The organism is Enterobacter cloacae complex sp. 394I7 (assembly GCF_057320345.1).
On record NZ_JBXWCR010000002.1, the window covers coordinates 33,320 to 58,131 of the forward strand.

The 24,812-nt window shown below is 56.8% G+C and carries 29 protein-coding genes and 1 pseudogene; 23 read left to right on the plus strand and 7 right to left on the minus strand.

The features are described from left to right. Positions 1-12: 12 nt before the first annotated feature. On the minus strand, positions 13-984 hold the full coding sequence (gene lsrR, locus AC2FAP_RS11180) for a transcriptional regulator LsrR (RefSeq protein WP_020883581.1): 972 nt from the start codon (positions 982-984) through the stop codon (positions 13-15). 215 nt (positions 985-1,199) lie between these two features. Here lsrR and lsrA point away from each other — a divergent pair, with 215 nt between their 5' ends. The 6 genes from lsrA to lsrG are packed head-to-tail and all read left to right on the plus strand — an operon-like array spanning position 1,200 to position 6,886. Then, entirely contained in the window at positions 1,200-2,687 is a 1,488-nt protein-coding gene (gene lsrA, locus AC2FAP_RS11185) for an autoinducer 2 ABC transporter ATP-binding protein LsrA (RefSeq protein WP_020883582.1), read from the plus strand. Then, a complete protein-coding gene (gene lsrC, locus AC2FAP_RS11190; RefSeq protein WP_485452935.1) occupies positions 2,684-3,715 on the plus strand; it encodes an autoinducer 2 ABC transporter permease LsrC in 1,032 nt (343 codons plus the stop codon). The genes lsrA and lsrC overlap by 4 nt, the downstream gene beginning before the upstream one ends. Further along, complete coding sequence (gene lsrD / locus AC2FAP_RS11195) at positions 3,716-4,699, plus strand: autoinducer 2 ABC transporter permease LsrD (protein ID WP_014171712.1); 984 nt, start codon at positions 3,716-3,718, stop codon at positions 4,697-4,699. Next, on the plus strand, positions 4,696-5,697 hold the full coding sequence (gene lsrB / locus AC2FAP_RS11200) for an autoinducer 2 ABC transporter substrate-binding protein LsrB (protein ID WP_025202959.1): 1,002 nt from the start codon (positions 4,696-4,698) through the stop codon (positions 5,695-5,697). Before lsrD ends, lsrB begins: the two co-directional genes overlap by 4 nt. A gap of 11 nt (positions 5,698-5,708) precedes the next feature. Further along, entirely contained in the window at positions 5,709-6,596 is an 888-nt protein-coding gene (gene lsrF, locus AC2FAP_RS11205; RefSeq protein WP_014171710.1) for a 3-hydroxy-5-phosphonooxypentane-2,4-dione thiolase, read from the plus strand. Beyond that, complete coding sequence (gene lsrG, locus AC2FAP_RS11210) at positions 6,593-6,886, plus strand: (4S)-4-hydroxy-5-phosphonooxypentane-2,3-dione isomerase (RefSeq protein WP_063214104.1); 294 nt, start codon at positions 6,593-6,595, stop codon at positions 6,884-6,886. The genes lsrF and lsrG overlap by 4 nt, the downstream gene beginning before the upstream one ends. A gap of 38 nt (positions 6,887-6,924) precedes the next feature. Here the strand turns inward: lsrG and AC2FAP_RS11215 are convergent, their stop codons facing one another. Both AC2FAP_RS11215 and AC2FAP_RS11220 read right to left on the minus strand, forming a co-directional pair. After that, positions 6,925-7,773, minus strand: coding sequence for a dihydrodipicolinate synthase family protein (locus tag AC2FAP_RS11215; RefSeq protein ID WP_485452936.1), 849 nt, complete (start codon positions 7,771-7,773; stop codon positions 6,925-6,927). Between the two features lie 12 nt (positions 7,774-7,785). Next, complete coding sequence (locus tag AC2FAP_RS11220) at positions 7,786-8,472, minus strand: B3/B4 domain-containing protein (RefSeq protein WP_485452937.1); 687 nt, start codon at positions 8,470-8,472, stop codon at positions 7,786-7,788. A 42-nt stretch (positions 8,473-8,514) separates the two neighbouring features. Between AC2FAP_RS11220 and AC2FAP_RS11225 the strand changes: the two genes are divergently transcribed. Further along, positions 8,515-9,117 (plus strand): helix-turn-helix domain-containing protein, encoded by a 603-nt coding sequence (locus tag AC2FAP_RS11225; protein WP_063214102.1) that lies wholly within the window; start codon positions 8,515-8,517, stop codon positions 9,115-9,117. 33 nt (positions 9,118-9,150) lie between these two features. Here AC2FAP_RS11225 and ygjG read toward each other — a convergent pair whose 3' ends face one another. Further along, positions 9,151-10,530: a putrescine aminotransferase gene (ygjG, locus tag AC2FAP_RS11230; protein ID WP_020883590.1), complete on the minus strand. Its 1,380-nt coding sequence runs from the start codon at positions 10,528-10,530 to the stop codon at positions 9,151-9,153. 436 nt (positions 10,531-10,966) lie between these two features. Between ygjG and AC2FAP_RS11235 the strand changes: the two genes are divergently transcribed. Beyond that, a complete protein-coding gene (locus AC2FAP_RS11235) occupies positions 10,967-12,487 on the plus strand; it encodes a methyl-accepting chemotaxis protein (protein ID WP_025202964.1) in 1,521 nt (506 codons plus the stop codon). Between the two features lie 335 nt (positions 12,488-12,822). Beyond that, a complete protein-coding gene (locus AC2FAP_RS11240) occupies positions 12,823-14,382 on the plus strand; it encodes a methyl-accepting chemotaxis protein (protein ID WP_485452938.1) in 1,560 nt (519 codons plus the stop codon). Here AC2FAP_RS11240 and AC2FAP_RS11245 read toward each other — a convergent pair. Beyond that, positions 14,379-14,873, minus strand: a complete 495-nt coding sequence (locus tag AC2FAP_RS11245) for a PadR family transcriptional regulator (RefSeq protein ID WP_032679005.1) — start codon at positions 14,871-14,873, stop codon at positions 14,379-14,381. The genes AC2FAP_RS11240 and AC2FAP_RS11245 overlap by 4 nt on opposite strands. Positions 14,874-15,019: 146 nt before the next feature. Between AC2FAP_RS11245 and AC2FAP_RS11250 the strand changes: the two genes are divergently transcribed. Beyond that, the gene (locus AC2FAP_RS11250; protein WP_032680231.1) at positions 15,020-15,784 is read left to right on the plus strand and encodes a siderophore-interacting protein; all 765 of its coding nucleotides are present in this window, start codon (positions 15,020-15,022) and stop codon (positions 15,782-15,784) included. Here AC2FAP_RS11250 and AC2FAP_RS11255 read toward each other — a convergent pair whose 3' ends face one another. Next, positions 15,785-16,954 (minus strand): DNA repair protein, encoded by a 1,170-nt coding sequence (locus tag AC2FAP_RS11255; protein WP_485452939.1) that lies wholly within the window; start codon positions 16,952-16,954, stop codon positions 15,785-15,787. Positions 16,955-17,225: 271 nt separating this feature from the next. Beyond that, a complete protein-coding gene (locus tag AC2FAP_RS11260) occupies positions 17,226-17,801 on the minus strand; it encodes a phage repressor protein CI (protein WP_025202968.1) in 576 nt (191 codons plus the stop codon). A gap of 287 nt (positions 17,802-18,088) precedes the next feature. Between AC2FAP_RS11260 and AC2FAP_RS11265 the strand changes: the two genes are divergently transcribed. From AC2FAP_RS11265 to AC2FAP_RS11325, 13 genes and pseudogenes are all read left to right on the plus strand, one after another. Further along, positions 18,089-18,427 (plus strand): DUF5347 domain-containing protein, encoded by a 339-nt coding sequence (locus tag AC2FAP_RS11265; protein ID WP_040018793.1) that lies wholly within the window; start codon positions 18,089-18,091, stop codon positions 18,425-18,427. 67 nt (positions 18,428-18,494) lie between these two features. Then, positions 18,495-18,722, plus strand: coding sequence for a DUF2732 family protein (locus AC2FAP_RS11270; RefSeq protein ID WP_040018794.1), 228 nt, complete (start codon positions 18,495-18,497; stop codon positions 18,720-18,722). Further along, the gene (locus tag AC2FAP_RS11275; RefSeq protein ID WP_020883597.1) at positions 18,722-18,943 is read left to right on the plus strand and encodes a TraR/DksA family transcriptional regulator; all 222 of its coding nucleotides are present in this window, start codon (positions 18,722-18,724) and stop codon (positions 18,941-18,943) included. The genes AC2FAP_RS11270 and AC2FAP_RS11275 overlap by 1 nt, the downstream gene beginning before the upstream one ends. Positions 18,944-18,950: 7 nt before the next feature. Then, positions 18,951-21,146: a replication endonuclease gene (locus tag AC2FAP_RS11280; RefSeq protein ID WP_449541339.1), complete on the plus strand. Its 2,196-nt coding sequence runs from the start codon at positions 18,951-18,953 to the stop codon at positions 21,144-21,146. Positions 21,147-21,255: 109 nt separating this feature from the next. Continuing rightward, positions 21,256-21,695: pseudogene (locus AC2FAP_RS11285) on the plus strand (DinI-like family protein). 123 nt (positions 21,696-21,818) lie between these two features. After that, a complete protein-coding gene (locus AC2FAP_RS11290) occupies positions 21,819-22,022 on the plus strand; it encodes a tail protein X (RefSeq protein WP_020883600.1) in 204 nt (67 codons plus the stop codon). Then, positions 22,013-22,234: a phage holin family protein gene (locus tag AC2FAP_RS11295; RefSeq protein ID WP_014171693.1), complete on the plus strand. Its 222-nt coding sequence runs from the start codon at positions 22,013-22,015 to the stop codon at positions 22,232-22,234. Before AC2FAP_RS11290 ends, AC2FAP_RS11295 begins: the two co-directional genes overlap by 10 nt. Continuing rightward, positions 22,218-22,727 (plus strand): lysozyme, encoded by a 510-nt coding sequence (locus tag AC2FAP_RS11300; protein WP_032678999.1) that lies wholly within the window; start codon positions 22,218-22,220, stop codon positions 22,725-22,727. The genes AC2FAP_RS11295 and AC2FAP_RS11300 overlap by 17 nt, the downstream gene beginning before the upstream one ends. Continuing rightward, on the plus strand, positions 22,724-23,137 hold the full coding sequence (gene lysB / locus AC2FAP_RS11305; RefSeq protein WP_032670153.1) for an Rz-like lysis system protein LysB: 414 nt from the start codon (positions 22,724-22,726) through the stop codon (positions 23,135-23,137). Before AC2FAP_RS11300 ends, lysB begins: the two co-directional genes overlap by 4 nt. Further along, positions 23,037-23,282, plus strand: a complete 246-nt coding sequence (gene lysC, locus AC2FAP_RS11310) for an Rz1-like lysis system protein LysC (protein WP_072126476.1) — start codon at positions 23,037-23,039, stop codon at positions 23,280-23,282. The genes lysB and lysC overlap by 101 nt, the downstream gene beginning before the upstream one ends. Continuing rightward, positions 23,245-23,712, plus strand: a complete 468-nt coding sequence (locus AC2FAP_RS11315; protein ID WP_449541331.1) for a phage tail protein — start codon at positions 23,245-23,247, stop codon at positions 23,710-23,712. The genes lysC and AC2FAP_RS11315 overlap by 38 nt, the downstream gene beginning before the upstream one ends. Before the next feature lie 109 nt (positions 23,713-23,821). Beyond that, positions 23,822-24,463 (plus strand): phage baseplate assembly protein V, encoded by a 642-nt coding sequence (locus AC2FAP_RS11320; protein ID WP_020883605.1) that lies wholly within the window; start codon positions 23,822-23,824, stop codon positions 24,461-24,463. After that, positions 24,460-24,810: a GPW/gp25 family protein gene (locus AC2FAP_RS11325; protein ID WP_014171687.1), complete on the plus strand. Its 351-nt coding sequence runs from the start codon at positions 24,460-24,462 to the stop codon at positions 24,808-24,810. Before AC2FAP_RS11320 ends, AC2FAP_RS11325 begins: the two co-directional genes overlap by 4 nt. Positions 24,811-24,812: the final 2 nt, after the last annotated feature.

Here is a 24,812-nt window from a genome sequence, read left to right on the forward strand (position 1 = left end):
CAGGACAGGCTCTTAGCTCGCCAGAGCCAGCACCGCGCGGGCTGTCGTCTCCTCCGTCACCAGGCCATTAATACGGCGGCCTTTGAGTGCGGCATAAATCGCATCGGCTTTCTCTTCACCTCCGGCCACGCCAACGATGGTGGGCAACTGCGCCAGTTCATCGAGCGTGACGCCCAGTAACTCCCGGTGGATCTCCAGCTCGTGCACGCATTCCCCTTCGGCGTTCAGGAAATAGCCGAGGATATCGCCCACCGCCCCTTTGCGGGCGTACATCAGCTGTTCACCTTCGCTGATATAGCCGGAGCGCAATATGGTGGCGTCCCGGCGCTGGTTTACTGAACCAATGCCTACCACCGCCACATCGGCCGCGGCAGCGGCGAGGATCACGTCCCGCACGCTGGATTCGCGTTTTAGGATCCCGGCCACTTCGGCGGAGGAAACGCGAAGCGGGGCGGGGATCATGCTGACGCTGCAGGCGGCATCAAGCTGACCGATGCCCGTCATATACGGCCCAACGCCGCCGGAAAGCGTCACAAGGCGGATCTGCTGCGAGCTGATAAAACCGCTTAAGTGCTGCAGGCTGCTCATGGTGGTTTCACCAAATCCCACCGCCAGCAGCTGGCCGGGCTCCAGCACGCCCATCAGCGATTGCGCTGCGCCAATGCCCAGCCGGACATTCATGGGCGGGGTATTCAGGGCCGGCAACACGCGAACCAGCTTGAGCCCGAAGCGTTGCTGCAGCTCGGTTTCCAGCGCCAGACACCCCTCATAACGGGAGTTGATCTGCACGCGGATCACCCCGGACTGGCGTCCTTTCTCCAGCAGACGCGAGATCTTCAGGCGCGGCAGTCCGAGCCGCTCGCCGATGTCATTCTGGGTTAATCCGTCGTGGTAGTAGCACCAGGCGACGCGGGCAACCAGCTCTTCTTCCGCCAGTGCCAGCCCGGCAAAACGACCTTCTTCCGCAGTGCGTTTATCGCTCATAATTGAACTCTTATAAAAATTTAGATCATATGTTCGTGATCGCGCAGAAAGAAAGTGTGAACCACGCGACAAAACAGATCTTTTAGATTGATTTGTGTCTGTGTGGATCTTAATCGATAAATTTGTGATCCCTGCACGGTTCTAAATATAGTTCACCGTCTACGCTTTTGAACATTATTAAATCTAAAAATCATTTGTTCAATAGCGGAGCGATAATGACGCCACTTATCGAAGCACGTGATATCAGCAAGCAGTTCTCCGGCGTACCGGTCCTGAAAGGTATTCATTTCACGCTGCTTGCGGGTCAGGTGCATGCGCTGATGGGCGGTAACGGCGCGGGAAAATCAACGCTGATGAAAATCATCGCCGGGGTGGAAACGCCGGACAGCGGTGAACTTTCGGTTGACGGCCACGCGTTTGCGCGGCTTTCGCCCGCGCAGGCCCACAGGCTGGGGATTTATCTGGTGCCGCAGGAACCCCTGCTTTTCCCCAACCTGACGGTGCGGGAAAACATCCTTTTCCGCCTGCCGCGTGAGGCCGGTATGGGGGAACGGCTGGCGGAGAAACTCCAGCAGCTGCAGTGTCAGCTCAATCTTGATGCCACCGCCAGCACCCTGGAAGTGGCGGATCAACAGATGGTGGAGATCCTGCGCGGCCTGATGCGTAACGCGAAGATCCTGATCCTTGATGAACCCACGGCGTCGCTCACCCCGGGGGAAACCGAACGGCTGTTTCGCCAGATCCGCGCGTTGCAGGCGCTGGGCGTCGGCATTGTTTTTATCTCGCACAAATTACCGGAGATCCGCCAGCTGGCGAGCCACGTCTCGGTAATGCGCGACGGCGCGATCGTGCTCAGCGGTGAAACTGCACAGTTTGACGATAACGCCCTGATTGCGGCCATGACGCCGGTGAGCCGCGAAAAAGGATTAAGTGATGCACAAAAACTGTGGCTGGCGCTGCCGGGCAATCGCCGCACGCAGCCGCAGGATTTCCCGGTGCTGCGGGTGGAAGAGCTTACCGGTGAGGGGTTTATCGATCTCAGCATGGAAATCTATGCCGGGGAAATAGTTGGCCTCGCCGGGCTGGTCGGCTCCGGGCGCACCGAATTTGCGGAAACGCTGTATGGGCTGCGACCGGTGCGCGGTGGGCGAGTCTGGCTGGAAAATCAGGAAATAACCGGCGAACCCGTGGCGGCACGGCTGGAGAAAGGGCTGGTCTACCTGCCAGAGGACCGACAGGTTTCCGGCTTGTTCCTGGATGCGCCGATTCGCTGGAACACCGTGGCGCTGAATGAGCCCTCGGTCTGGCAGCAGCGCAAACGGGAGTCGGCGGTGGTGGAGCGCTATCACCGGGCGTTGGGGATCAAGCTTAACCATGCGGATCAAACCGTGCGCACGCTCTCCGGCGGCAACCAGCAGAAGGTGTTGCTGGCGCGCTGTCTGGAGGCGAATCCGCTGCTGTTGATCGTCGATGAACCGACACGCGGAGTGGATGTGTCGGCGCGGGCCGATATCTATCAGCTCATCAAAAGCGTGGCGGCGCAGAACGTGGCGGTGCTGATGATCTCAAGCGATCTGGATGAGTTCCCCGGGCTTGCCGATCGCGTGCTGGTGATGCACCAGGGCGTGCTCAGCGGCGAGCTGTCCCGGCACGCGGTCAGTCTCGACAGAATGATGGCGCTGGCATTCGGAGGGCAGTCATGAAGACCTTACTGAAAAATCGCGAACTGAGCGCGTTCATCGCCATTCTGGCGTTGTTCGCGGTGCTGGTGGGGCTCAATCCGGCCTATTTCAGCCTGCAAACGCTGGGGATGATCTTCGCCAGTTCGCAAATCCTGATCCTGCTGGCGCTCGGCGCCGCGCTGGTGATGTTGACCCGCAATATTGATGTTTCCGTCGGCTCTACCGTCGGGCTGTCTGCCATTGCCGTGGGGGTGGCCCTGAACAGCGGCTACACCCTGCCGGTATCGATTCTCTTTGCGCTGTCGATTGGCGCACTGGCGGGAGCATTTAACGGTTTTCTGGTGGTGGGGCTGCGTATTCCGGCAATTGTGGCCACCCTCGGCACGCTGGGTCTCTATCGCGGGGCGATGCTGCTGTGGACGGGAGGAAAGTGGATTGAAGGGCTACCGCCGAGCCTGAAATCGCTCTCTGAACCTGCCGCTATGGGTATTTCACCGCTCGGAATGGGCGTGGTGTTTTTAGCCACGGTCGGCGCATGGACGTTGTCGCGCACCGCCTTCGGACGCGATTTCTACGCCGTGGGCGACAACCTTGCCGCCGCACGCCAGCTGGGCGTGGCGGTGAACCGGACGCGAATGATCGCTTTTACGCTGAACGGCATGCTGGCCGCGTGTGCGGGGATTGTCTTCGCTTCGCAGATTGGCTTTGTACCTAACCAGACCGGCAGCGGGCTGGAGATGAAAGCCATTGCCGCCTGCGTACTCGGGGGGATCTCTCTGCTGGGCGGTACCGGGACGCTTATTGGCGCCTTACTGGGGGCTTTTTTCCTGACTCAAATCGACACCGTGCTGGTGCTGTTCAGGCTGCCCGCGTGGTGGAATGACTTTATCGCCGGGTTGGTGTTGCTCGGTGTGCTGGTGCTCGACGGGCGCTTGCGCCAGGCGCTGGCCCGGCATCAGCGGGCACTCAAGTACAGCCGCTTCCAGCCCGGTAACAAAGGGGGGAAGCATGTCACCCCGTTTACGAAACACAAAAAAGAGGTGGCGTAAATGAAGCTTAACTGGGAAAGCGCGCTGCTGATATTACTGGTGCTGGAAATCCTGCTCTTTGGGGCCATCAATCCGCGCATGCTCGATATCAACATGCTGCTGTTCAGCACCAGTGATTTTATCTGCATTGGCATTGTGGCGCTGCCGCTCACCCTGGTGATCATCAGCGGCGGCATTGATATTTCTCTCGGTTCGACCATCGGCCTGTGTGCCATCGCGCTGGGAGTGATGATGCAGGCGGGCTGGCCGATGGCGCTGGCCATACCGTTGACGCTGCTGCTCGGCCTGCTGTGCGGTCTGGTCAACGCTGCGCTGATCCACTACACCGGCATCAGCCCGCTGGTTATCACCCTCGGCACGCTCTATCTCTACGGCGGTGGCGCACTGCTGCTCTCCGGCATGGCGGGGGCGACCGGTTACGAAGGCATCGGTGGCTTCCCGGACAGCTTTACCGCGTTCGCTAACCTCACGTTCCTGGGGTTGCCAATCCCGCTGGTGTTGTTCGCCGTGATTACCGTCTTCTTCTGGCTGATTACCCATCGCGGACGCTTTGGCCGCCATCTGTTTTTGATTGGGCAGAACCCACGCGCGGCGCGCTATGCGGCGCTCTCGGTCAACGGGATGCCCTACGCCCTGTATGGCCTGGTGGGCGTTGCTTCGGCCATTGCTGCGCTGGTGATGGTCTCCTATTTCGGTTCGGCGCGTTCGGATTTGGGACGCGATTTACTGATGCCTGCACTGACCGCAGCGGTCCTCGGCGGCGCCAATATCTATGGCGGTTCGGGGTCGGTAATCGGTACGGCCCTGGCGGCGTTGCTGGTGGGGTATCTGCAGCAGGGTTTACAGATGGTCGGCATCCCCAACCAGGTGTCGAGCGCGCTGTCAGGGGCGCTGTTGGTTGTGGTGGTGATGGGACGTTCACTGAGTTTGCACCGTGAATGGGTGCGCTCTCTCCTCACAAAACATACCCGGAGCGTAAGATGAAAACAAAACTGATAGTCCTGGCGATGGCACTCAGCTTCGCGTCGGCACAGGCCGCGGACCGCATCGCCTTTATCCCCAAGCTGGTGGGCGTTGGCTTCTTTACCAGCGGCGGCAATGGCGCGAAAGAGGCGGGTAAAGATCTCGGCGTGGACGTCACCTACGACGGCCCGACCGAGCCCAGCGTCTCAGGCCAGGTGCAGCTCATCAATAACTTCGTTAACCAGGGCTATAACGCCATTATCGTTTCGGCAGTGTCGCCGGATGGCCTCTGCCCTGCGCTGAAGCGCGCGATGCAGCGTGGCGTCAAAGTACTGACCTGGGACTCCGACACCAAACCGGAATGCCGCAGCATCTACATCAACCAGGGCACCCCGGCGCAGCTCGGCGGCCTGCTGGTCGACATGGCCGGTAAACAGGTCACCAAACCGAATGCCAAAGTGGCGTTCTTTTACTCCAGCCCGACCGTTACCGACCAGAACCAGTGGGTGAAAGAGGCGAAGGCCAAAATCGAGAAAGATCATCCGCAGTGGCAGGTCGTGACCACGCAGTTTGGCTATAACGATGCCACCAAATCGCTACAAACCGCCGAGGGGATCTTAAAAGCGTATCCGGATCTGGATGCGATCATCGCCCCGGATGCCAACGCCCTGCCGGCGGCGGCGCAGGCGGCGGAAAACCTGAAGCGAGAAGGGGTGGCGATTGTCGGCTTCAGCACGCCTAACGTGATGCGTCCGTACGTAGAGCGCGGCACGGTGAAAGCCTTCGGCCTGTGGGATGTGGTGCAACAGGGCAAAATTGCGGTCAATGTCGCCGATCGGTTGTTGAAAAAAGGCGATCTTAACGTTGGCGACAGCGTGGACGTGAAAGATATCGGTACGCTGAAGGTCGAGCCGAACAGCGTGCAGGGCTACCAGTATGAAGCGAAGGGCAACGGCATTGTGCTGCTGCCGGAGCGGGTGGTGTTTACCAAAGAGAACATCAACAAATACGATTTCTGACGGGGGAGCAAATGGCTGATTTAGACGACATCAAAGACGGCAAAGATTTTGGCATCGGCACACCGCAGCAGAACGTGCCGTTTACCCTGAAGGGGTGCGGCTCGCTGGACTGGGGAATGCAGTCCAGGCTGGCGCGCATCTTCAACCCAAAAAGCAACCGCACGGTGATGCTGGCCTTTGACCACGGCTATTTCCAGGGACCGACGACCGGCCTTGAGCGTATCGATCTCTCTATCGCCCCGCTGTTTGGGGAAACCGACGTGCTGATGTGCACCCGCGGTATTTTGCGCAGCCAGGTGCCTGTCGCCACCAATAAACCCGTCGTGTTGCGCGCCTCCGGCGGCAATTCGATTTTAGGGGAACTTTCCAACGAGTGCGTGGCGGTGGCGATGGAAGATGCGCTGCGCCTGAACGTCTGCGCGGTGGCGGCGCAGGTGTACATCGGCAGTGAGTTTGAACATCAGTCGATCAACAACATCATCAAACTGGTGGATGCCGGTGCGCGCTATGGCATGCCGACCCTGGCGGTAACGGGCGTTGGCAAAGAGATGGCGCGCGACGCGCGGTATTTCTCGCTTGCCAGCCGTATCGCGGCCGAGATGGGGGCGCAGTTCGTCAAAACCTATTATGTCGACGAAGGGTTTGAAAAAGTAACCGCCAGCTGCCCGGTGCCGATCGTGATTGCCGGAGGCAAAAAGCTGCCGGAGCACGACGCGCTGGAGATGTGCTGGCGGGCGATTGACCAGGGGGCGTCCGGCGTGGACATGGGCCGCAATATCTTCCAGTCCAGCGCCCCGCTGGCCATGCTGAAAGCGGTGAAAAAAGTGGTACATGAGAACATGAGCGCGCGGGACGCGTTCCAGTTCTGGCAGGAAGAGAAACAGGGAGAAGCAAAATGAACGTGACATTAGTGGAAATCAACATCAAACCCGAGCGGGTCGATGAGTTTCTGGAGGTGTTTCGCGCTAACCACGAAGGGGCGATTCAGGAGCCGGGCAATTTGCGCTTTGATGTTTTACAGGATCCGCGCGTGAAAACCCGGTTCTTTATCTACGAAGCCTACAAGGATGAAGAGGCGGTGCTGGCGCACAAGAAAACCCCGCACTATCTTGCCTGCGTGGATAAGCTTGAGGACCTGATGTCAGAGCCGCGCAAAAAACGCAGTTTTGTCGGGTTGTTGCCGGAGTAACAGACCGCCGGGTAGCGCTTACGCTAGCCCGGCGATGCTCAGGCGAGGGCCAGGTCCGCCAGGATCGCCGCCAGCGTTTCGCGCGGTTTCCCGCTCAGCGACGCAAGCGGGAACGGCAGTGCAGGCGCGGCCACTTTCCCTGACATTTCTGCTGCTGCGGCCATCACCCGCAAACTGCCGTACTGGCGGAACAGCGCCCACAGCGGTGCCAGCCGGTCTGAGGGGGCGGTGTCTTTGGCTCGGGCAATCGCCAGTGCCGTCTGCGGATAGAGCCCTGCGATAACCGAATACCAGACATCAAACCCGGCCTGCAGGGCTGACGCCGCCCGCCAGTCGCCACTGATGCCCAGGGTGACGTTTTCAGGAAGACGGGCACGCATGTGGGCGATATCGTCCGGTATGCGCCCGAGCTTGACGGATTTGACGTTCGGTAGCGCCGCCACGGCATACAGCAAATCGTCGTTAAACTCGAACCCGGTGGTGGCCGGGTTGTCGTAAATGCACAGCGGAACAGAGATGCGGTGGGTCACCGTCTCATACAGGGTAAACACTTCCTCTGCCGTCAGGCGCTGGTACGACACGGGGGCCAGTAACACCCCGCGGGCGCCGGCGCTTTGCGCCTCATCCGCAAGACGGAGAATATCGTCGAGGCGAAGCGCGCCAATACTTACGCTCACCGGAATGTTGTCGGCATGCGACACGGCGCAACGGGTGATATGCGTGCGCTCTTCAGGCATCAGATACGCGTAACTGCCCGTCGAACCGAGGATCCCCAGCGAATCGACACCGGCATCCACCAGCGGGCGCAGCAACTGCACAAACGCCTGCTCATCAAATTTCCCCTCTCGCAATGGCGTCAGAGGGAATGCGCTTAACCCGTGAAACATCCGCTTATCCTTTTAGAGTTCAATCAGTTGAAGGTGAGCAGTGGAGCCCGGCATCAGCCGCTGCAGGTTGCTGACTAACTCATCGCCAGCCTCCTGCAACGCCGATAACGGCATCGACGGCAGACTTTCGAGAATAAACCACATGTGTTGCGCCTGGCTATCGAGACGTGTACGCACGCCCTGGCGCCAGTTCCAGCGACGGCAGGTGACGCCGACATCATCGCGCCAGATAACTTCGCCCGCATCCGGGTATTCGATAACCGGCTGGCCCTCTTTCAGGGTATCAAACGGTTCATTACCTTCGGCAAGCGTCAGACGCGGTGCGCCTGCATAAGCGGCAAGGTTCTCACCCCCGACGGGAATGGCGTAACGAATGCTGATGGCATTGTAAATATCGACCACTGGATCGAGCGGGGGCAGTGCGCCCTCTTTCAGCACTCGCTTACGCAGGGCCGATGCCGAGCAGGGCGTGCGTTTCGGTTTCGCACCAAACGCTCTGAACACGTCATCCCAGGCGCTGAGGTGCGCTTCCGCCCAGGCGACATCATCAGTGAGGACCTGCTGGCAGGCCTGTTCCAGCGCGGCAGAGGCCACGTCCGGCTGGGTTATCGGGGCGGCTTCAACCAGAATGCTCAGCGCCCGAAAGCCGGGGGCAATCCCGGTAAGACGCGGGTCTATTGACGGCGTAACGAGAGACATAAATAATCCTGTATTGACTGTTTTATACTATGGTAGTGACCAATGACTGATAAAGTCAATATAATGACCGATTCGGGTGCCGATATCGCCCAGGTAAGCCTGGCCGTCGCCACCCGCATTCGCAACTGGCGCAAAGAGAAAAAATTGTCGCTGGATGAGCTTTCACGCCGCGCCAGCGTCAGCAAAGGCATGCTGGTGGAGATTGAAAAAGGGGCGGCGAATCCCAGCATTGCCATTCTCTGCAAGCTGGCTGCCGCGCTGGGCGTTTCGGTGGCGGATATCGTAAACGTCTCCAGCGAGCCGCGGGTGCACGTCATAGAAGAAGCGGCGATCCCGGTTCTGTGGCAGGGCCCACAGGGCGGATATGCCCGGCTGCTCGCGGGCACGTCTGGCCCGGATATGATTGAACTCTGGCAGTGGGTAATGCATCCGGGGGAGCGTTTTACCTCACCGGGGCATCCGGCGGGAACGTTTGAGCTGCTGCATGTCACTGAGGGAGGATTGACCCTGACGGTCGAAGAGGCGGTCACGCAGGTGGCGGCAGGCGCTTCGGCGGTGGCGAAAACGGAAGCGGCACACGGCTACGCGAATGAGGGCGAAAATGTGTTGCGGTTTACCATGACGGTGGCGGAGTTTCACCGCTAAAAACGCCCCCTCCGTCAGGAGGGGGAGGGGATATCACGCTTCTTCCACGCTTACCCGCAGGGCTGCCAGCGCTTTACGCGCCGCTTTCAGCACCTGCTCACACTGTTCAACCGTCAGCGTCAGCGGCGGTTCAATGCGAATGGTCTTCGAGTTGTTGAGCGTTCCGGCAACCAGGACACGCTGGCGGAACATCTCGCTCGCGAAGCTGTAGCCGATTTCGTTGTCGACAAACTCAATGGCCATCAGCAATCCTTTACCCCGCGCATCCTGCACCAGATCCGGATATTCCCGGCCCAACTGGCGGAAACCGTCCAGCAGCATATCGCCTTTCTGTTCCGCCTGTGCAGGCAGGTTTTGATCCAGCAGCACGTTGATGGTCGCCAGCGCGGCCGCGCAGGCCAGCGGGTTACCGCCAAACGTCGTGGTGTGCAGGAACGGGTTGTCGAACAGCACCGAGAAGACCTCTTCGGTCGCCACCGTCGCGCCAATCGGCATCACGCCGCCGCCCAGCGCTTTTGCCAGACAGAGAATGTCCGGCTGGACGTTCTCATGCTCGCAGGCAAACATCTTGCCCGTACGCCCCATCCCGGTTTGGACTTCGTCGAGGATCAGCAGTGCGCCAAACTCATCGCACAACTGACGCACGGCAGGCAGATAGCCCTGCGGGGGCAGGATCACGCCGCCCTCACCCTGAATAGGCTCCAGGATCACCGCTGCCACGTCGTCGCCGGTTTTACGGCATTCGCTCAGCATGGTGCGCATAGCGCTAATGTCACCAAACGGCACGTGGCGGAAGCCCGGCAGCAGCGGCATGAACGGTTTGCGGAAAGTAGATTTGGCGGTAGCCGACAGTGCGCCCAGCGATTTTCCGTGGAACGCGCCGCTGGTGGCGATAAACGTGAATTTGCCGCGCGGCGACTGGTACGCTTTGGCGAGTTTAATCGCCGCTTCGACCGATTCCGTGCCGCTGTTGCTAAAGAAGCTGTACTTCAGTTTGCCGGGCGTTAAGGCCGCGAGCGTTTTCGCGAGCATAGCGCGAAGCGGATCGAGCAGTTCCTGGCTATGGAGAGGTTGTTTCGCAAGTTGATTCTGTACGGCGGAAACCACAACTGGATTACGGTGCCCCACGTTGAAAATTCCAAAACCACCCAGGCAATCTATAAACTCCTGTCCCTGGGTGTCGACAAGCGTATTAAGACTTCCCGCTTGCCACTCTACGGCTCCGTAATCCCCGCCGGCGGTAACAGATTTGCGATACTCCAAAAACCCTGGATTGACATGCTCTTTAAAGTAATCGATGACCTCTCGGTTAAGTTGTTTCATCTCCTCATGATCAAGCGTTCGCTTCTCAATGAGATTCAGTGCGTGCGCGGTACAGGCAAGAGCCGAGGCGCTGGAAGGTAACCTGTTCAAAATGTGCTCCTGGGGATCGCGTATCACATGATACTGGATTAAGTATTGCAGGGATTACGCCACTTCAGATGCCTTAACGAAAATCAGGATAAACACCAGGTTAACATTATGTTGCGCAAAATTTAATCATGCCGATATAACCGATACGGGATTTAGCGGTACGGCGGAAAAGGCCTGGGGAGGTGCGATTAAAAGGCCATTGCACTTATAGAGTGCAGACGCTGCGACTTAAGTGGGCGTTAACGCGTCATACTCTGCAGGTAATTTCTCTACGAAAGTATTTGAAATCAATGAATTATAAAATCTTACAAAAAGTGCGGTTTAAGTGAAATCTGCGATCTCTATCAACTTTAACAACTAAAGATAAATTCTTTACCGCCGAAAAAACATTAATCCACAAAATTAACATTCAAATAACCTGCAAGGGATGCTCACGATGTCCGCTCCAACCTTTGTCACCCAGAATGAATATCCTCTGGACGATGACACCACCTTAATGTCGACCACCGATATCCACAGTTACCTGACCCACGCCAACGACACCTTTGTGCAGGTGAGTGGCTATCAGCTTGATGAGCTGATGGGCCAGCCGCACAATCTGGTGCGCCACCCCGATATGCCAAAAGCGGCGTTTGCCGATATGTGGTACACCCTGCAAAAGGGCGAGCCGTGGAGCGGCATTGTCAAAAACCGACGTAAAAATGGCGACCACTACTGGGTGCGCGCCAACGCGGTGCCGATGGTGCGTCACGGGCAGGTGACGGGCTATATGTCGATTCGCACCAAAGCCACGGCAGAAGAGATTGCTGGCGTGGAGCCGCTCTATCGTGCTCTAAATGACGGGCGCTGCAAGAAACGTATTCACAAAGGACTGGTGGTAAGGAAAGGCTGGCTGGGGAAACTTCCGGCAATGCCGCTGCGCTGGCGCGTGCGCAGCGTGATGGCGGGGTTGTTTGCGGTGCTGGCTGCCACACTGGTGGCCACCTCAGCGGGTGCGTACCCGCTGGCTGCCGCCGCGGTAGTCATGTTGCTGGGCACGCTGCTGTTCGAGCAGCAGATTGTTCGTCCGATCGAAAACGTGGCGCGTCAGGCGCTGAAAGTCGCCACCGGCGAGCGCAACAGCGTGCAGCACCTGAACCGCAGCGACGAGCTGGGGTTGACCCTGCGTGCGGTCGGGCAACTGGGGCTGATGTGCCGCTGGTTGATTAACGATGTGTCAAGCCAGGTGGTGAGCGTGCGTGATGGCAGCGACAGGCTGGCAAAGGGGAATGAAGATCTGAACGATCGGACGCGTCAGACCGTGGCCAATGTGCAGCAGACCGTGGCGACAATGAACCAGATGGCCGCCTCCGTGCAGAGTAATTCAGAAACCGCCGCCGAAGTGGACAAGCTGTCAGTGGCCGCCAGCAGCGCGGCGACCAAAGGCGGAAACGCGATGCAGACGGTGGTGAAAACCATGGATGACATCGCGGATAGCACGCAGCGGATTGGCTCGATTACCTCCCTTATTAACGACATCGCGTTTCAGACCAATATTCTGGCGCTGAATGCGGCGGTGGAGGCGGCAAGAGCCGGTGAGCAGGGGAAAGGCTTTGCGGTTGTCGCCGGCGAAGTGCGCCATCTCGCCAGCCGTAGCGCCAGTGCAGCCAACGATATTCGCAAGCTGATTGATGCCAGCGCCAGCAAGGTGCAGTCCGGCTCTGATCAGGTTCATGCCGCCGGTCGTACAATGGATGATATCGTCGAGCAGGTGAAAAACGTGACGCAGCTTATCGCGCAGATCAGCCACTCCACCTCTGAACAGGCTACCGGCTTGTCAGAGCTCACCCGTGCGGTGGCCGAGCTGGACAGCATCACGCAGAAAAATGCCGATCTGGTTGAGGAAAGTGCCCACATATCCGCAATGGTGAAGCATCGCGCCGGGCGTCTTAAGGATGCGGTAACCGTGCTCCATTGAGCCAGTAAGGTTCCAGAAAGCCGTTTATTTCATCAGGAATAAGCGGCTTTATTTTTTCTGAATGTAATTATTAATGTCTTTTATTGTTAACTTTATATTAAGTAACTAAAGAAAGCACATCAGATATTTACCCCAGCCTAAGTCCGTTTTCCCCGATGCTATTTTGAAAATGCCTCATCTAAGGGTGAGGTAACGATCGATTTGCGGATATTAATAGTCTACACCTATCCATTGCCGTGATTATGAAATAAAAAAACGATCAAAGTCATAAAGTTAGCGGTTTCGTTACCGATAACGGTGATCGTTTGAGAAATAATCACATCGATGGAGAAAATATGTTCTTACATGACGTAAAGATCGGCACGAAATTATTTCTGGCGTTTGGATTCTTTATTGTCCTGATGGTGGTCAGTGCGAGTTTATCCTTGCTAAGCCTGAACCGGGCGAACAACGGAATGCAATCCATCATTACCCGTGATTATCCGACCACGGTAAAAGCGAACCAGTTAATCGACAACTTCCAGGAATTTATTGGCACTCAGCAGCTGATGTTACTGGATGAACAGGGAACGTATACAGCGCAGTCACAGCAGCGTCTTAAAGCGATCAGCGAACAGATTACGGTGATCCTCGGCGAGCTGAATACTGCGCTGCAGGATCCAGAATCACAGCGGGTTCTTGCTGAGATACGCGGCGTGCGTCAGCAGTATCTGGACTCGCGTTATCGCATTTTGCAGGCGGTGCAGAATAACGATCGGGCGGGCGCTATTCAGGAGATGATGACCAACACCCTGAAGCTACAGCAGGCCTATAAAGCCAACGTGCAGGCGCTGATCGCGATTCAGAACCAGGAAATGCAAAGCGCAGGAGTGCAGGTCGAGGGCGATTTCAAATCGAACCGCCTGCTGCTGATCCTGATCACGCTCTTTAGCGTCGCGACCGGCAGCCTGATTGGCTGGTTTATCGTGCGCTCAATCACGCGTCCGCTGGGCGAGGCGGTGGATTTTGCAAAAGCCATTGCTGAAGGCGATCTGACCGGCAGCATCACGCCGCACGGTAAAGACGAAACCGGCCTGCTGCTGCATGCGCTGATGGAGATGAAAACGCGTCTGCTGGACATTGTGCAGCAGGTCCAGACCGGTTCGGAGAATATCTCGAGTGCCGCCGCGCAGATTGTCGCGGGGAACCAGGATCTTGCCGCGCGCACCGAAGAGCAGGCCAGCTCTGTTGAACAAACCGCTGCCTCGATGGAGCAGATCACGGCGACGGTAAAAAACACCGCCTCACACACCGGAGAAGCAACTCACCTCTCGGCGGACGCCGCCATGGTGGTCAAAAACAACGGCGAGATGATGAAGCAGGTCACCAGCAAAATGCGCCTGATTAACGAGACCTCTCACCGGATGTCCGACATCATCGACCTGATCGATGCCATCGCTTTCCAGACCAACATTCTGGCGCTGAACGCGGCGGTGGAAGCGGCACGTGCGGGCGAGCACGGTCGTGGTTTTGCGGTGGTGGCGGGCGAAGTGCGTCAGCTTGCGCAGAAGAGTGCGTCATCCGCCAGTGAAATTCGTCAGCTGATCGAAAGTTCTACCAGCCAGACGCAGGACGGGATGAACCTGGTCGAGAAAGCGAGCGAGTTGATTAACGGTATGGTCGGCAACGTGGAAGAGATGGATGTCATTCTGCGTGAGATCCGCCAGGCCAGCCATGAGCAGACGGAAGGGATCTCGCAGATTAACAGCGCGATCGGCCTGATTGATGCCACCACGCAGCAGAACTCCGCCCTGGTGGAGGAGTCTGTCGCGGCAGCAGCGTCCCTGAACGAACAGGCGATGCACCTGAAAGACCTTGTCCGCGTCTTCCGCGTGAGCGATCGCGTACCGGCTTAATCCAGCTGGGAGATCTCCAGCGCTGCGCGGTCGATCACGCCGATGATCTGCTTAAGCTGCGCATCGCTGAGTTCGCCCTGGTTCACCTTCAGGTCTAACACCGCTTTGAAGTTATCCAGAGCCCGCTTCATTTGCGGGTTTTTTCTCAGCTGGAAGCCGACGGAGCGCGCTTTGATACGCGCCTGAATTTGCGCCAGCTGCTCCTGATTTTCATCCAGCCACTGCTGACCGGCCACGGTAATCGCAATTCTCTTGCGGCCATTCTCTTCTTCGGTGATGGTGATATAGGTCTGATCCTGAAGGTAATCGAGGGTCGGGTAGATAACGCCAGGGCTTGGGGTGTAATTCCCCTGCGTCATGTTCTCGATCGCCTTGATCAACTCGTAGCCATGGCTCGCGTTGTGGGTCAGGATATCCAGTATCACCAGACGCAGATCGCCGTGACCAAAAAAGCGTGGTCGGCGTCCGCCGCCGTCGTGTTCGTTTCGCATACTCATCCCTTCAAATTGATATATCTAAACTATATCTTAGATATATTCAGATGCAATCTAAAAGATCTTGCATTCTTGCTGATTAGCAATCATTATCATTTAAAATTGATTTAGATATATCGTATTCACCTGAGAAGGGTCTCACCATGACATCCACCCGTTACCCACAACGTGTTCGTAATGATCTCCGTTTTCGCAAGCTGGACGTGCTTCGCGTTGAGCGTGTCAGCGCAGGTTTCCAGCGCATTGTTTTAGGCGGCGAGGCGCTGGAGGGCTTTAGCTCTCGCGGTTTCGACGACCACACAAAAGTGTTTTTCCCGGCCCCGGGAGCGACCTTTGTACCACCGGTTGTTACCGATGAAGGTATCGACTGGGGCGACGGTGTGCGTCCGCAGGCGCGAGACTATACACCCCTGTACGATGCCGAACGGCATGAGCTGGTGCTCGATTTCTTCATACACGATGGCGGCGTTGCAAGTCACTGGGCGACAGAGGCAAAAGTGGGTGACACGCTCACGATTGGCGGCCCGCGCGGTTCGCTGGTTGTGCCGGAAGATTATGCCTGGCAACTGTACGTGTGCGATGAATCCGGCATGCCCGCGCTGCGCCGTCGCCTGGAAAGCATCGCAACACTGCCGGTTCGCCCGGACATTCATGCGGTGGTGACGGTCGGTGATGCGTCGTATCAGGACTATCTGGCCCATCTGAGCGCGTTCAACATCACCTGGGTTGTCGGCCACAGCGAACAGGCGGTGGCCGAGCGTCTGGCGGCGTTGACGGTGCCTGCGGAAGATTATTTTATCTGGCTGACCGGGGAAGGGAAGGTGGTGAAAAACCTGAGCCGTCAGTTTGAAACCGACGCAATCGACCAGCAGCTGGTGCGTGCCAGTGCATACTGGCACGCTAAATAATCAGGCTGCGGACTCCAGCTGCGCTTCGCTCACCTGATGTTCGAGCGAGGCGCGAACGTCGTGCAGCGCCTTCTCCTGCTGGGCAAAGTAGGCTTCCATATTGCTCAGCGACGAGACCAGCAGCCAGGACTCCTCTTTCTCCAGCTCCGCCAGCTCGTTCACTAACGTGTCAATCTGCTCGCGAACCTGCGCCATTTTTTTGCGGATACGTTCCAGATCGTTCAGCCTGTCGCTGGCCATCAGCGGCTCAAAGCCCTGCTGCAGACGTGCCACCAGCGAACGAATGGCTTTAACGTCACCACGCTGTTTGGCCTGGTTGAGTTGCACCATCATCGCGTTGGCCTCTTCTTTCAGATCGTCAGCGACCAGGTCCGGATGGCAGAGCTTGCTCGCCTGACGCCAGAGACGCTTCAGTTCGTTCTGATCTTCCTCGGAGAGGTTCTTGCCTTTACGCAGACGCATTTCGGCATCGTGATGCTGCTCGCGGTATTTCTCGTACTCTTCATTGGCCTCGTCGCGCGCCTGACGTGCAGGCTCTTCTTCGCGCGTTAAGCCACTCTCCAGCTCCAGCGCTTCGGCCAGCAGGTTAGCAATCAGATTGATTTGCTGCTGCAGTTGCTTACGCGCCTCGGCGGCCTGTACGGAATCCGCAGGCAGATCGCGCCAGCGCTGGGTCAGCATCGCCAGCACCTCCACCGCCTGCGCCATATAGCGCTGGCAGCGACGGTAGTCTTCCTCACGTCGACGCGCCTCCGCCTGTTGACGTCGCAGGTTCAGCTCCGCCAGCGTTTTACGCAGGGCGAGGATCTGCTGCATCAGCGGTCCGAGGCGGGAGAAATAGAGATCGTTGAATTCATCGAGCTGTTGCACGCGGGCATTGCGACGGTCAATCAAATCCCTGAGGCGCTCTTCCAGCGCTTTTAGCTCCATCTTGCTGGCCGCCACCTGCGGGTCACGCCATTGCGTCATGGCGCGCTGGCCCTGTAGCCAGGCAGCGATCGCCGCCATGGCAACGGTATAGTTTTTCTGCTCAAGCGCCGCGACGATTGCCTGTAGCTCATCGTCAAACGCTTCATTTTTCAGCCGTGTCAGCTGGCTCTGGATGATGTCGTCGTCTTCCAGTTCAATCGCATTTTTTATGATTTCTAGCCGTTTGATCGGTGTGCTCATGATGCCTTTCGCTTTGGCGCTTAAGTATTTGAGTTAAGGTTAATTGTTGTAAACGCTACAGGAAATAATACACACGGATGATGATCGGCGCGATGGGGGATTTCTTTAGTTTTTAGGGTTTGTGAAGAAGAGTGGCACGAACAGGAAGCCGAAAGGCTGGCGGGGGAGCGTTGGCCCCGGTTCTTGTTCTGCCAGTCCTGAAGGAATACCTAAGGCTGAATGCCCTGCATAGCGAAATCGAATGATGCCATACGTACCATACGACCCGCCATCAGTTCACCTCGCTGTAGATGCCCACCACACGGCCCAGTGTTTTTATCTCATCGATACCGCATTCAAAGGGGACTTTGCCGCCCGCGACGTGGAGTTTTTTCCCCGGCAGCAGGGTTAAATCACGAAGACTGATAGTGCCTTCAATCTCAACCAGCCATAGCCCGTCGGTTAATGACGCCCCTTTTTCAACAAAGTGGAGCTTTGCCTCAGACCGGACTGCGATACCGCGAGTGAGCGGTTTGCTAAAGAGATGTGAATCGATACTCAAAGTGGAATTTTCTTCCAGCTGACCATCACTGAGAGTGAATGTTACAACAGCAACGGGATCGCCAGGCGCAGGGTTACCTTCAAACTGGGCACCCTGTCCGGTCATCAACCAGCGCAGGCTGGCCCCTGTGTCCAGTGCACATTGTACCGCGAAGTCGTAGGAGATGGTGCCGCGCGCGTAGCGGTTCTGAAGGGAACTGGCGGCAATATTGAAGTGCCGAGCCAGCTGGATTTTTTGGGTAAAACCATATACCTGACAGATTCTATCGAGTAACTCTTCATTATTCACTTGAGAATCTAAAATCAAAATATATTCCTTTGGGTATTTACTAATACTCAATTGGGTATTAGTATCAATGCGAATTCGGGCAATCAGCGGCAGAAGTTGGCAAACAGAGGCTAATGATTGCAGACATTATCAAAATGGGAATCATGCAACATGGCTTCTGAAATCGCAATCATCAAAGTGCCAGCCCTGTCGTTAGGCTGGCGCAGTTCGCTGCGCTGGAAAGTGGCGTAACGAGTAGGCCAATCCCGTTTTCAGCCCGTTACGGGTGAGTAATTCACACAGTGTGAATCAACGCGAGGGACGTTATGGCAATAGAAGCGACACGTGCAACGGTCCCACTCAAGGTGGGGGCACGTCTTTCCGGGCTTAATCACGTGGCCGAACTGCGTGCCAGGTACTGGGGCGATAACGAGAAAGCGCTGGCGCGGTTTTTGGCCGAGATGCGTGATAAGCGCGATCCCAGTTTTGAGGAGAATAACAGGGCGCTGGCGGCCATCTTTTTCCTGGCTAAATTACCCGCCGCCCGTCACGAATGCGGTATCAACGAGCTGACGACTGAGGAGAAAAGAGCGCTTATCGGAGCCATGAATCATTTCCGTGCAGTCGTGAGTTTATTTCCTGAACGGCTGACCATGCCGCTTTAATCCACCCCAAAACGTAATGGCGTAAACCCGCCGGGCATTTTATTGCCTGAATTAAGGAGAATGAGTGATGCGAAATAGCGAAAACCGCACTTTTCTGAACGGGCGCGAGGAACTCCAGCACCTGCTGGTGCAGGCGAAGATGGAGGAGCGCAGGGCACTCGCACTCGCCGTCTCCCTGCGGCTGGAGGCTTTAGCCAGTCACATCTATAAGACCGGAATGTGTGGCGAAGACGCAGCGGAACTGCTGTGTCACGAGGCTGCCCGTTACGAACGCGAATCCCAGGAGCTGCACTGATGGCCGATTTTATCGATCTGGCGCAGGAGCGTGAGCTTGAAGATCGCGAACGTCATATTAATAGCGCCCGCCAGCGATGCGCATCGCCCTCGCGTTTTACCTGCGAGGAGTGCGACATCCCCATCCCCGAGGCGCGGCGAAAGGCGTTACCTGGAGTGGCCTTATGCGTCACCTGCCAGGAGATAACGGAGCTGAAAAACAAACATTTCCGGGGAGGATAAATTGGTGATGTCATTTGCTTATCCGTGGAATGAACCCCGATCGGCTATTGCCAGCCCCTACCTGACTCACCCCCAATTACAGCGTCGCGACCGTCTGTTCGCGGCGCTGCTGCAAGCCAGAAAAGCGCTCGCTCTGCAGCCTGACTGCGTGCGTTTTGACGTCTGGCGCACGGTTGATGCTCTTGAACTCCATCAGGGCAGCCTGCGAGCCAATGCCTTTTTGATTCGGTTCTGCAACAGGGTATTACCACGTCTGCAGCAGGTCTCTGCACGGTATGCCTGTTCAGGTGTTGACCGTAACGTCTCCACCGCCGTTTTTGGTGGACACTTCGACACGCCGCTTTCGCAATATCTTGCATCGCGGATGGTTACGCTGATTGCCCGCTTCAACCGTCTCCCGGATATGTCCCGCGCCGATATTGATTTGCTGGCCGCTGACATCGCTGGCTTTATTCGTTCCGAGCTGGCGAATATCAATGACGCTGGCCTCGGCGAATTTCAAACCCTTCATGTCTGGTATCAGCGCGCTGGATTAATCACCCGCCAGTTCAATGTACTGCCTCCTCACTGGGAGCGCGTGTCGAAGATACTCTTTAACAAAGAGGACATTGCGCCAGCGGTGATCCGCATGTTTTCCGAAGACTGGTGGCGTGGACGACTGCGTCGCATGGCGGCCGCCTGGCGTGAGCATGTGCAGATTGCACTTGGAAACGTCAGCAAAAAGAAGTCTGCCTATGCAAGTAAACGCTGCATCACTGACTGGCGTGAACAGAAGCGGCGCACGCGTGAATTTCTTAAAGGTCTGGAACTGGAGGATGAAGAGGGCAACCGTATAAGCCTGATTGCCAGGCACGATGGCTCGGTGGCCAATCCCGCGATACGTCGCTGCGAACTGATGACCCGCATCCGCGGGTTTGAAAATATCTGCCATGAGCTTGGCTACGTGGGCGAGTTCTATACCTTAACCGCGCCGTCGAAATATCACGCCACCCTGAACACCGGCTATCGTAACGGCAAATGGAACGGGGCGAGCCCTGCGGATACACAAAGCTACCTGACAAAACTGTGGGCGCGGATCCGGGCAAAACTCCACCGGCAGGCGATTCGTCTGTTTGGCATCCGCGTTGCTGAACCCCACCATGACGGTACGCCTCACTGGCACATGCTGATGTTCATGCTGCCCGAAAACGTTGAGCGCGTTCGCCGCATTATGGAGGAATACACACAGGAGGAAGACGCTTTTGAACTGCAAAGCGATAACGTCAGAAAAGCTCGCTTTCACGCTGAAGCTATAGACCCGCAAAAGGGCAGCGCCACCGGTTATATCGCTAAATACATCTCCAAGAATATCGACGGCTATGCCCTTGATGGCGAGACAGATAACGAAAGCGGCGAGTTGCTTAAAGTGACTGCATCTGCTGTTTCGGCCTGGGCGGCGCGCTGGCATATCCGTCAGTTTCAGTTTATCGGCGGTGCACCGGTGACCGTCTACCGCGAGCTGCGCCGTTTGACTGATACGCAGGCCGCACACGGTCTGAGCGTAGAATTTGCGGCAGCGCATGATGCCGCGGACGCCGGAGACTGGGCAGGATACGTCAATGCACAGGGAGGACCGTTTGTCCGTCGGGACGCGTTGCAGGTGCGCACGCTGTATGAGCCCCGTGCCGAATATAATCAGTACGGCGAAGAACGAGTCTGTATTCGCGGCGTTTACGACGCCGCACTCGGCCCGGGCTCGCCGATTTTGACCCGCCTCACGCAGTGGAAAATTGTGCCGAAGCGTGCCGTTGATTTGGCCGTTGACCTTAACGGCACCGCTGCGCGTTCTTGGAGTTCTGTCAATAACTGTACGGTGAGCGACGTCTCTCAACCCCTCAGCCGGCGTGCGAGACGCGCGTTAGCCGCACGCATAACCCTCCCCAGACCGGTTGCAAAGACTCCCTTTGTCTATGACAAGGATCCGCAGAACGGAGTGGCAGAGAGAGTGATTGATGAGATACGGCTCGCCACCGGAATAACGATCAGCCGGGGGGAAGCCCTGCATCTTATGGCGGGGGGCATTAGCCGTTTTAACGACAAATGGTGCCGGGGATCTGCAGACGGATCGCTATTTCCTGCGGCACCGTCTTATCAGCAAAAGGCCCGGAAAATCCTTGAACGTATGAGGTATTTAACGCATTTGATAAGCAAAGGGATTCGCTAATCTTCATCGATATCATGTACATACCTCGCATGGTTCTGATTTTTTGCTTCACTCTTTTTATGAATACATGATACTGTATGTTTATACAGTATCTCGTGGTGGAGGTTGTGTGGACAGAGAGTTGAACGAGCAAGTCATGATTGAACGCGTCGAGATGATTGCGCGGCTGACGACAGAAGGAACGTGTCAGGAAAGAGATCGTGAAATTGCCCTGAATTTGATCGCTGAGATTGCGAGAGGAAATTTAATCAGGAACAACGCGTTTACCGTGGTTTTCTCGGCATCACCCGTTCCGGACAGAATCAAAAAGAGGCGAGCGTGCGGGTGAACATTACCCTGGATAAGGATCAGCTTATTGGTCCGTCCGTCGTGGAGGCGTTTCAGGATGAATTAACCCGCAGGATAAGATCCGTTTTTCCGTCAACGCTGGTTACCGTCAAAAAAGGATCCATGACCGGCGTGGAGTTGCAGGGGATTGAAAGAGAGGCCGATCGCGAAGCGCTGGACAATATCCTCCGGGAAGTCTGGGAAGACGAGAGCTGGCGCTAGGCCCTCTGCCATCTCGCGGGCAGTCTGTTGTGTCCGCGATTGTCCATCCTGCAGCGATAGCAAAAAGGGCGCCAGCGCTGGAAACTCAACGGTACCTGGAAATCCGGATGTTGGGAGCGTCTGATGAAAATCTATGCAATGCAGGGGGACACGCTTGATGCCATCTGTGCCCGTTATTATGGGCGCACGGCAGGGGTGGTTGAAACCGTTCTGAACGCCAATTCTGGCCTCGCGGAGTTGGGGGTCATCTTACCTCATGGCACGCCGATAGACATGCCAGAGGTTGATAGCGCACCGACTAAAGAATCAGTGAACCTATGGGACTGAGTCTTGAGAAAATCACCACGTTTATCGCCTACTGGCTGGCCGTAGCGCTGGCCTGGTTCGGGGCGATGTCTCCTGAAAAAGTCGCGCTATACGTGGGAAGCCTCTGCGCCATTTTTACCGCGCTGACGAATTACTGGTTTAAGCGGAAAACCTATCGCTATCTGACCTCTCTTGGACTCGATAAGAAGAGTATTCGTGAACTCAATCATTAAGCGTTGCAGCGCCGCGGGCGTACTGGCCCTGGCGGTGCTGATGCCTGACTTCCGGTTACTGAACACCTCACCGGAGGGGTTGGCGCTCATTGCTGATCTCGAAGGGTGTCGCCTGTCGCCTTATCGTTGCAGTGCGGGCGTATGGACATCAGGCATTGGCCATACGTCAGGCGTCGTGCCGGGACGGGAAATTACAGAGCGTGAGGCGGCAGCGAACCTTGTTGTCGACGTGATGAACGTTGAAAGACGGCTGGCTGTATGCGCACCGGTGGAGATGCCGCCCCGTGTCTATGATGCGCTGGTGAGTTTTGCCTTTAACGTTGGAACAGGGGCTGCCTGCCGTTCCACGCTGGTGTCATTCATTAAGCGTAAACAGTGGCCGCAGGCGTGCAATCAGCTTACCCGCTGGGTGTACGTCAATGGGGTCAAAAATGCCGGACTGGAAAACCGTCGAGCTCGTGAGAAGGCCTGGTGCCTGAAGGGGATGCCATGAAACCTCTTCTGCTGGTACTGGCCGTTCTGCTGGCCATCACGCTGTGGTTTCGTCATGACAACGTGAACCTGTCCCGCTCTCTTGCTAAAGCCAACCAGATCGCCCGCGATCAAAAAAACACTATCAACACGCTGCTTCAGCAGTTATCCGAAGCACAGCGGATTGCCAGGTCGAACGAAGATGCGCAGGTCAGGCTCCGCGAGGATCTTGCTGCCGTCGGCGAGGAGATGGCACGACGCGAAGCGGCTATCGGGAAATGGGTAAATGAAAATGAAGAGTTACGCCGCTGGTATAACGCTCAGCTGCCTGATGCTGTGCGCAGGTTGCACACCCGCGCCGCCTGCGCCTCCGCAGCACATTGTTTACAACGCCTGCCCGAAGGTGAGCGCCTGTCCGATGCCGGGAAGTGAGCCCATCACCAACGGCGATCTCAGTGCTGATATTCGTCGGCTTGAGCATGCCCTTATCGCCTGCGCGCTGCAGGTCGAAACCATAAAAGACTGTCAGGATAAACTCGATGCACAAACTCAACAGCCTGCGTCAGGCATTAATTGACGCCGTTCCCCAACTGAACGATCACCCTGATCATCTGCAGATGTCGGTGGGGAGCGGAAATATTGACGCCCGCCTCGCGTCCTCGCTCTCCTTTGAAAAAAAGTATGAACTGAAAGCGAATATCAGTAGCTTCGCCGGCGACAGCGAGGGGATCTCCGTCCCGGTACTGGCCTGGCTGCGTGAAAATCAGCCAGATATTTTTACCCTCGATGACGGGCGAAAAAACGGGTTTCTCTTTGGCGTCACCTTCAACGACGACGGTACGGCAAATATCAGCTTTAGCCTGCAGCTCACCGAGCGCATTCTTGTTTCGCAGGAGCAGGGAACGTTGCATGCCACCTATTCCCCGGAGCCGCCGTTGCCAGAGCCCGTCACACGTCCGCTGGAGCTGTATATCAACGGTGAACTGGTCAGTCAGTGGAAAGCGTAAGTTCACCACGCTGATGGCTGTCCAGCCATCAGCGTGAACGATTGTTGTTTCATCCCGCATAAAACCCCGTCTCGTTGCTGCCGATCCCCCTGAAGGGCATCCTCTTCTCATGAATACACTCACTTCCATGCACGGTATCGCTCGCGCGATCCGTAACCTGATTCGTATCGGTGTTGTCACCGATGTTGACCTCAACAGAGGGCTCTGCCGCGTCCAGTCCGGAGGGATGAAAACCACCTGGCTGAACTGGCTGACCTGTCGCGCCGGCCGTTCGCGCGTGTGGTGGGCACCGTCCGAGGGAGAACAAGTGCTGCTGCTGGCCATCGGCGGTGAGCTTGATACCGCCTTCGTGCTGCCAGGTATCTTTTCCGATGACCACCCGGCGCCGTCAGGTTCCCCTGACGCACTCCACGTCTCGTTCCCTGATGGGGCGGTTATCGAGTACGAGCCCGGGAGCGGAGCACTCACGGCCACAGGCATTAAAACGGCTGACATCACAGCCTCTGAATCACTCACCGCCACCGTACCGGTGGTCCTGGTGAAGTCTGAGACGCGCATCACCCTGGATACACCTGAGGTGGTGTGTACCAACAAGCTAATTACCGCCTCTCTTGAAGTGCAGAAGGGCGGGGTAATGGCCGGCAATATTGAGCATTCCGGCGGTAAATTCACCTCCAATGGGGTGCAGGTGGACAACCATGCTCACGGCAGTGTGCAAAGCGGCGGAAGCTGGACTAAGGGGACGCAATGACGGTGCGCTACAGGGGAATGAACAGTCAGACCGGGCTCAGCATTTCAGAGGCTGAACATATCAGACAAAGCGTGCGGGACATTCTGGTCACGCCGATTGGCTCGCGGGTGATGCGCCGCGAGTACGGTTCACTGCTGGCGGCAATGATCGACAGGCCGCAGAGTCCGGCGCTGCGCCTGCAAATCATGGCCGCATGTTACTCCGCTATCCAGAAATGGGAGCCGCGGATCAGCCTGACGGCCATCACTTTCGAACGTTCGGAGAATGACGGGACGTTGTATGTCGATCTCACCGGCACCCGCCAGACCTCCGGACATTCCTTTTCTATCACTATTTCATTGAGTTAAAC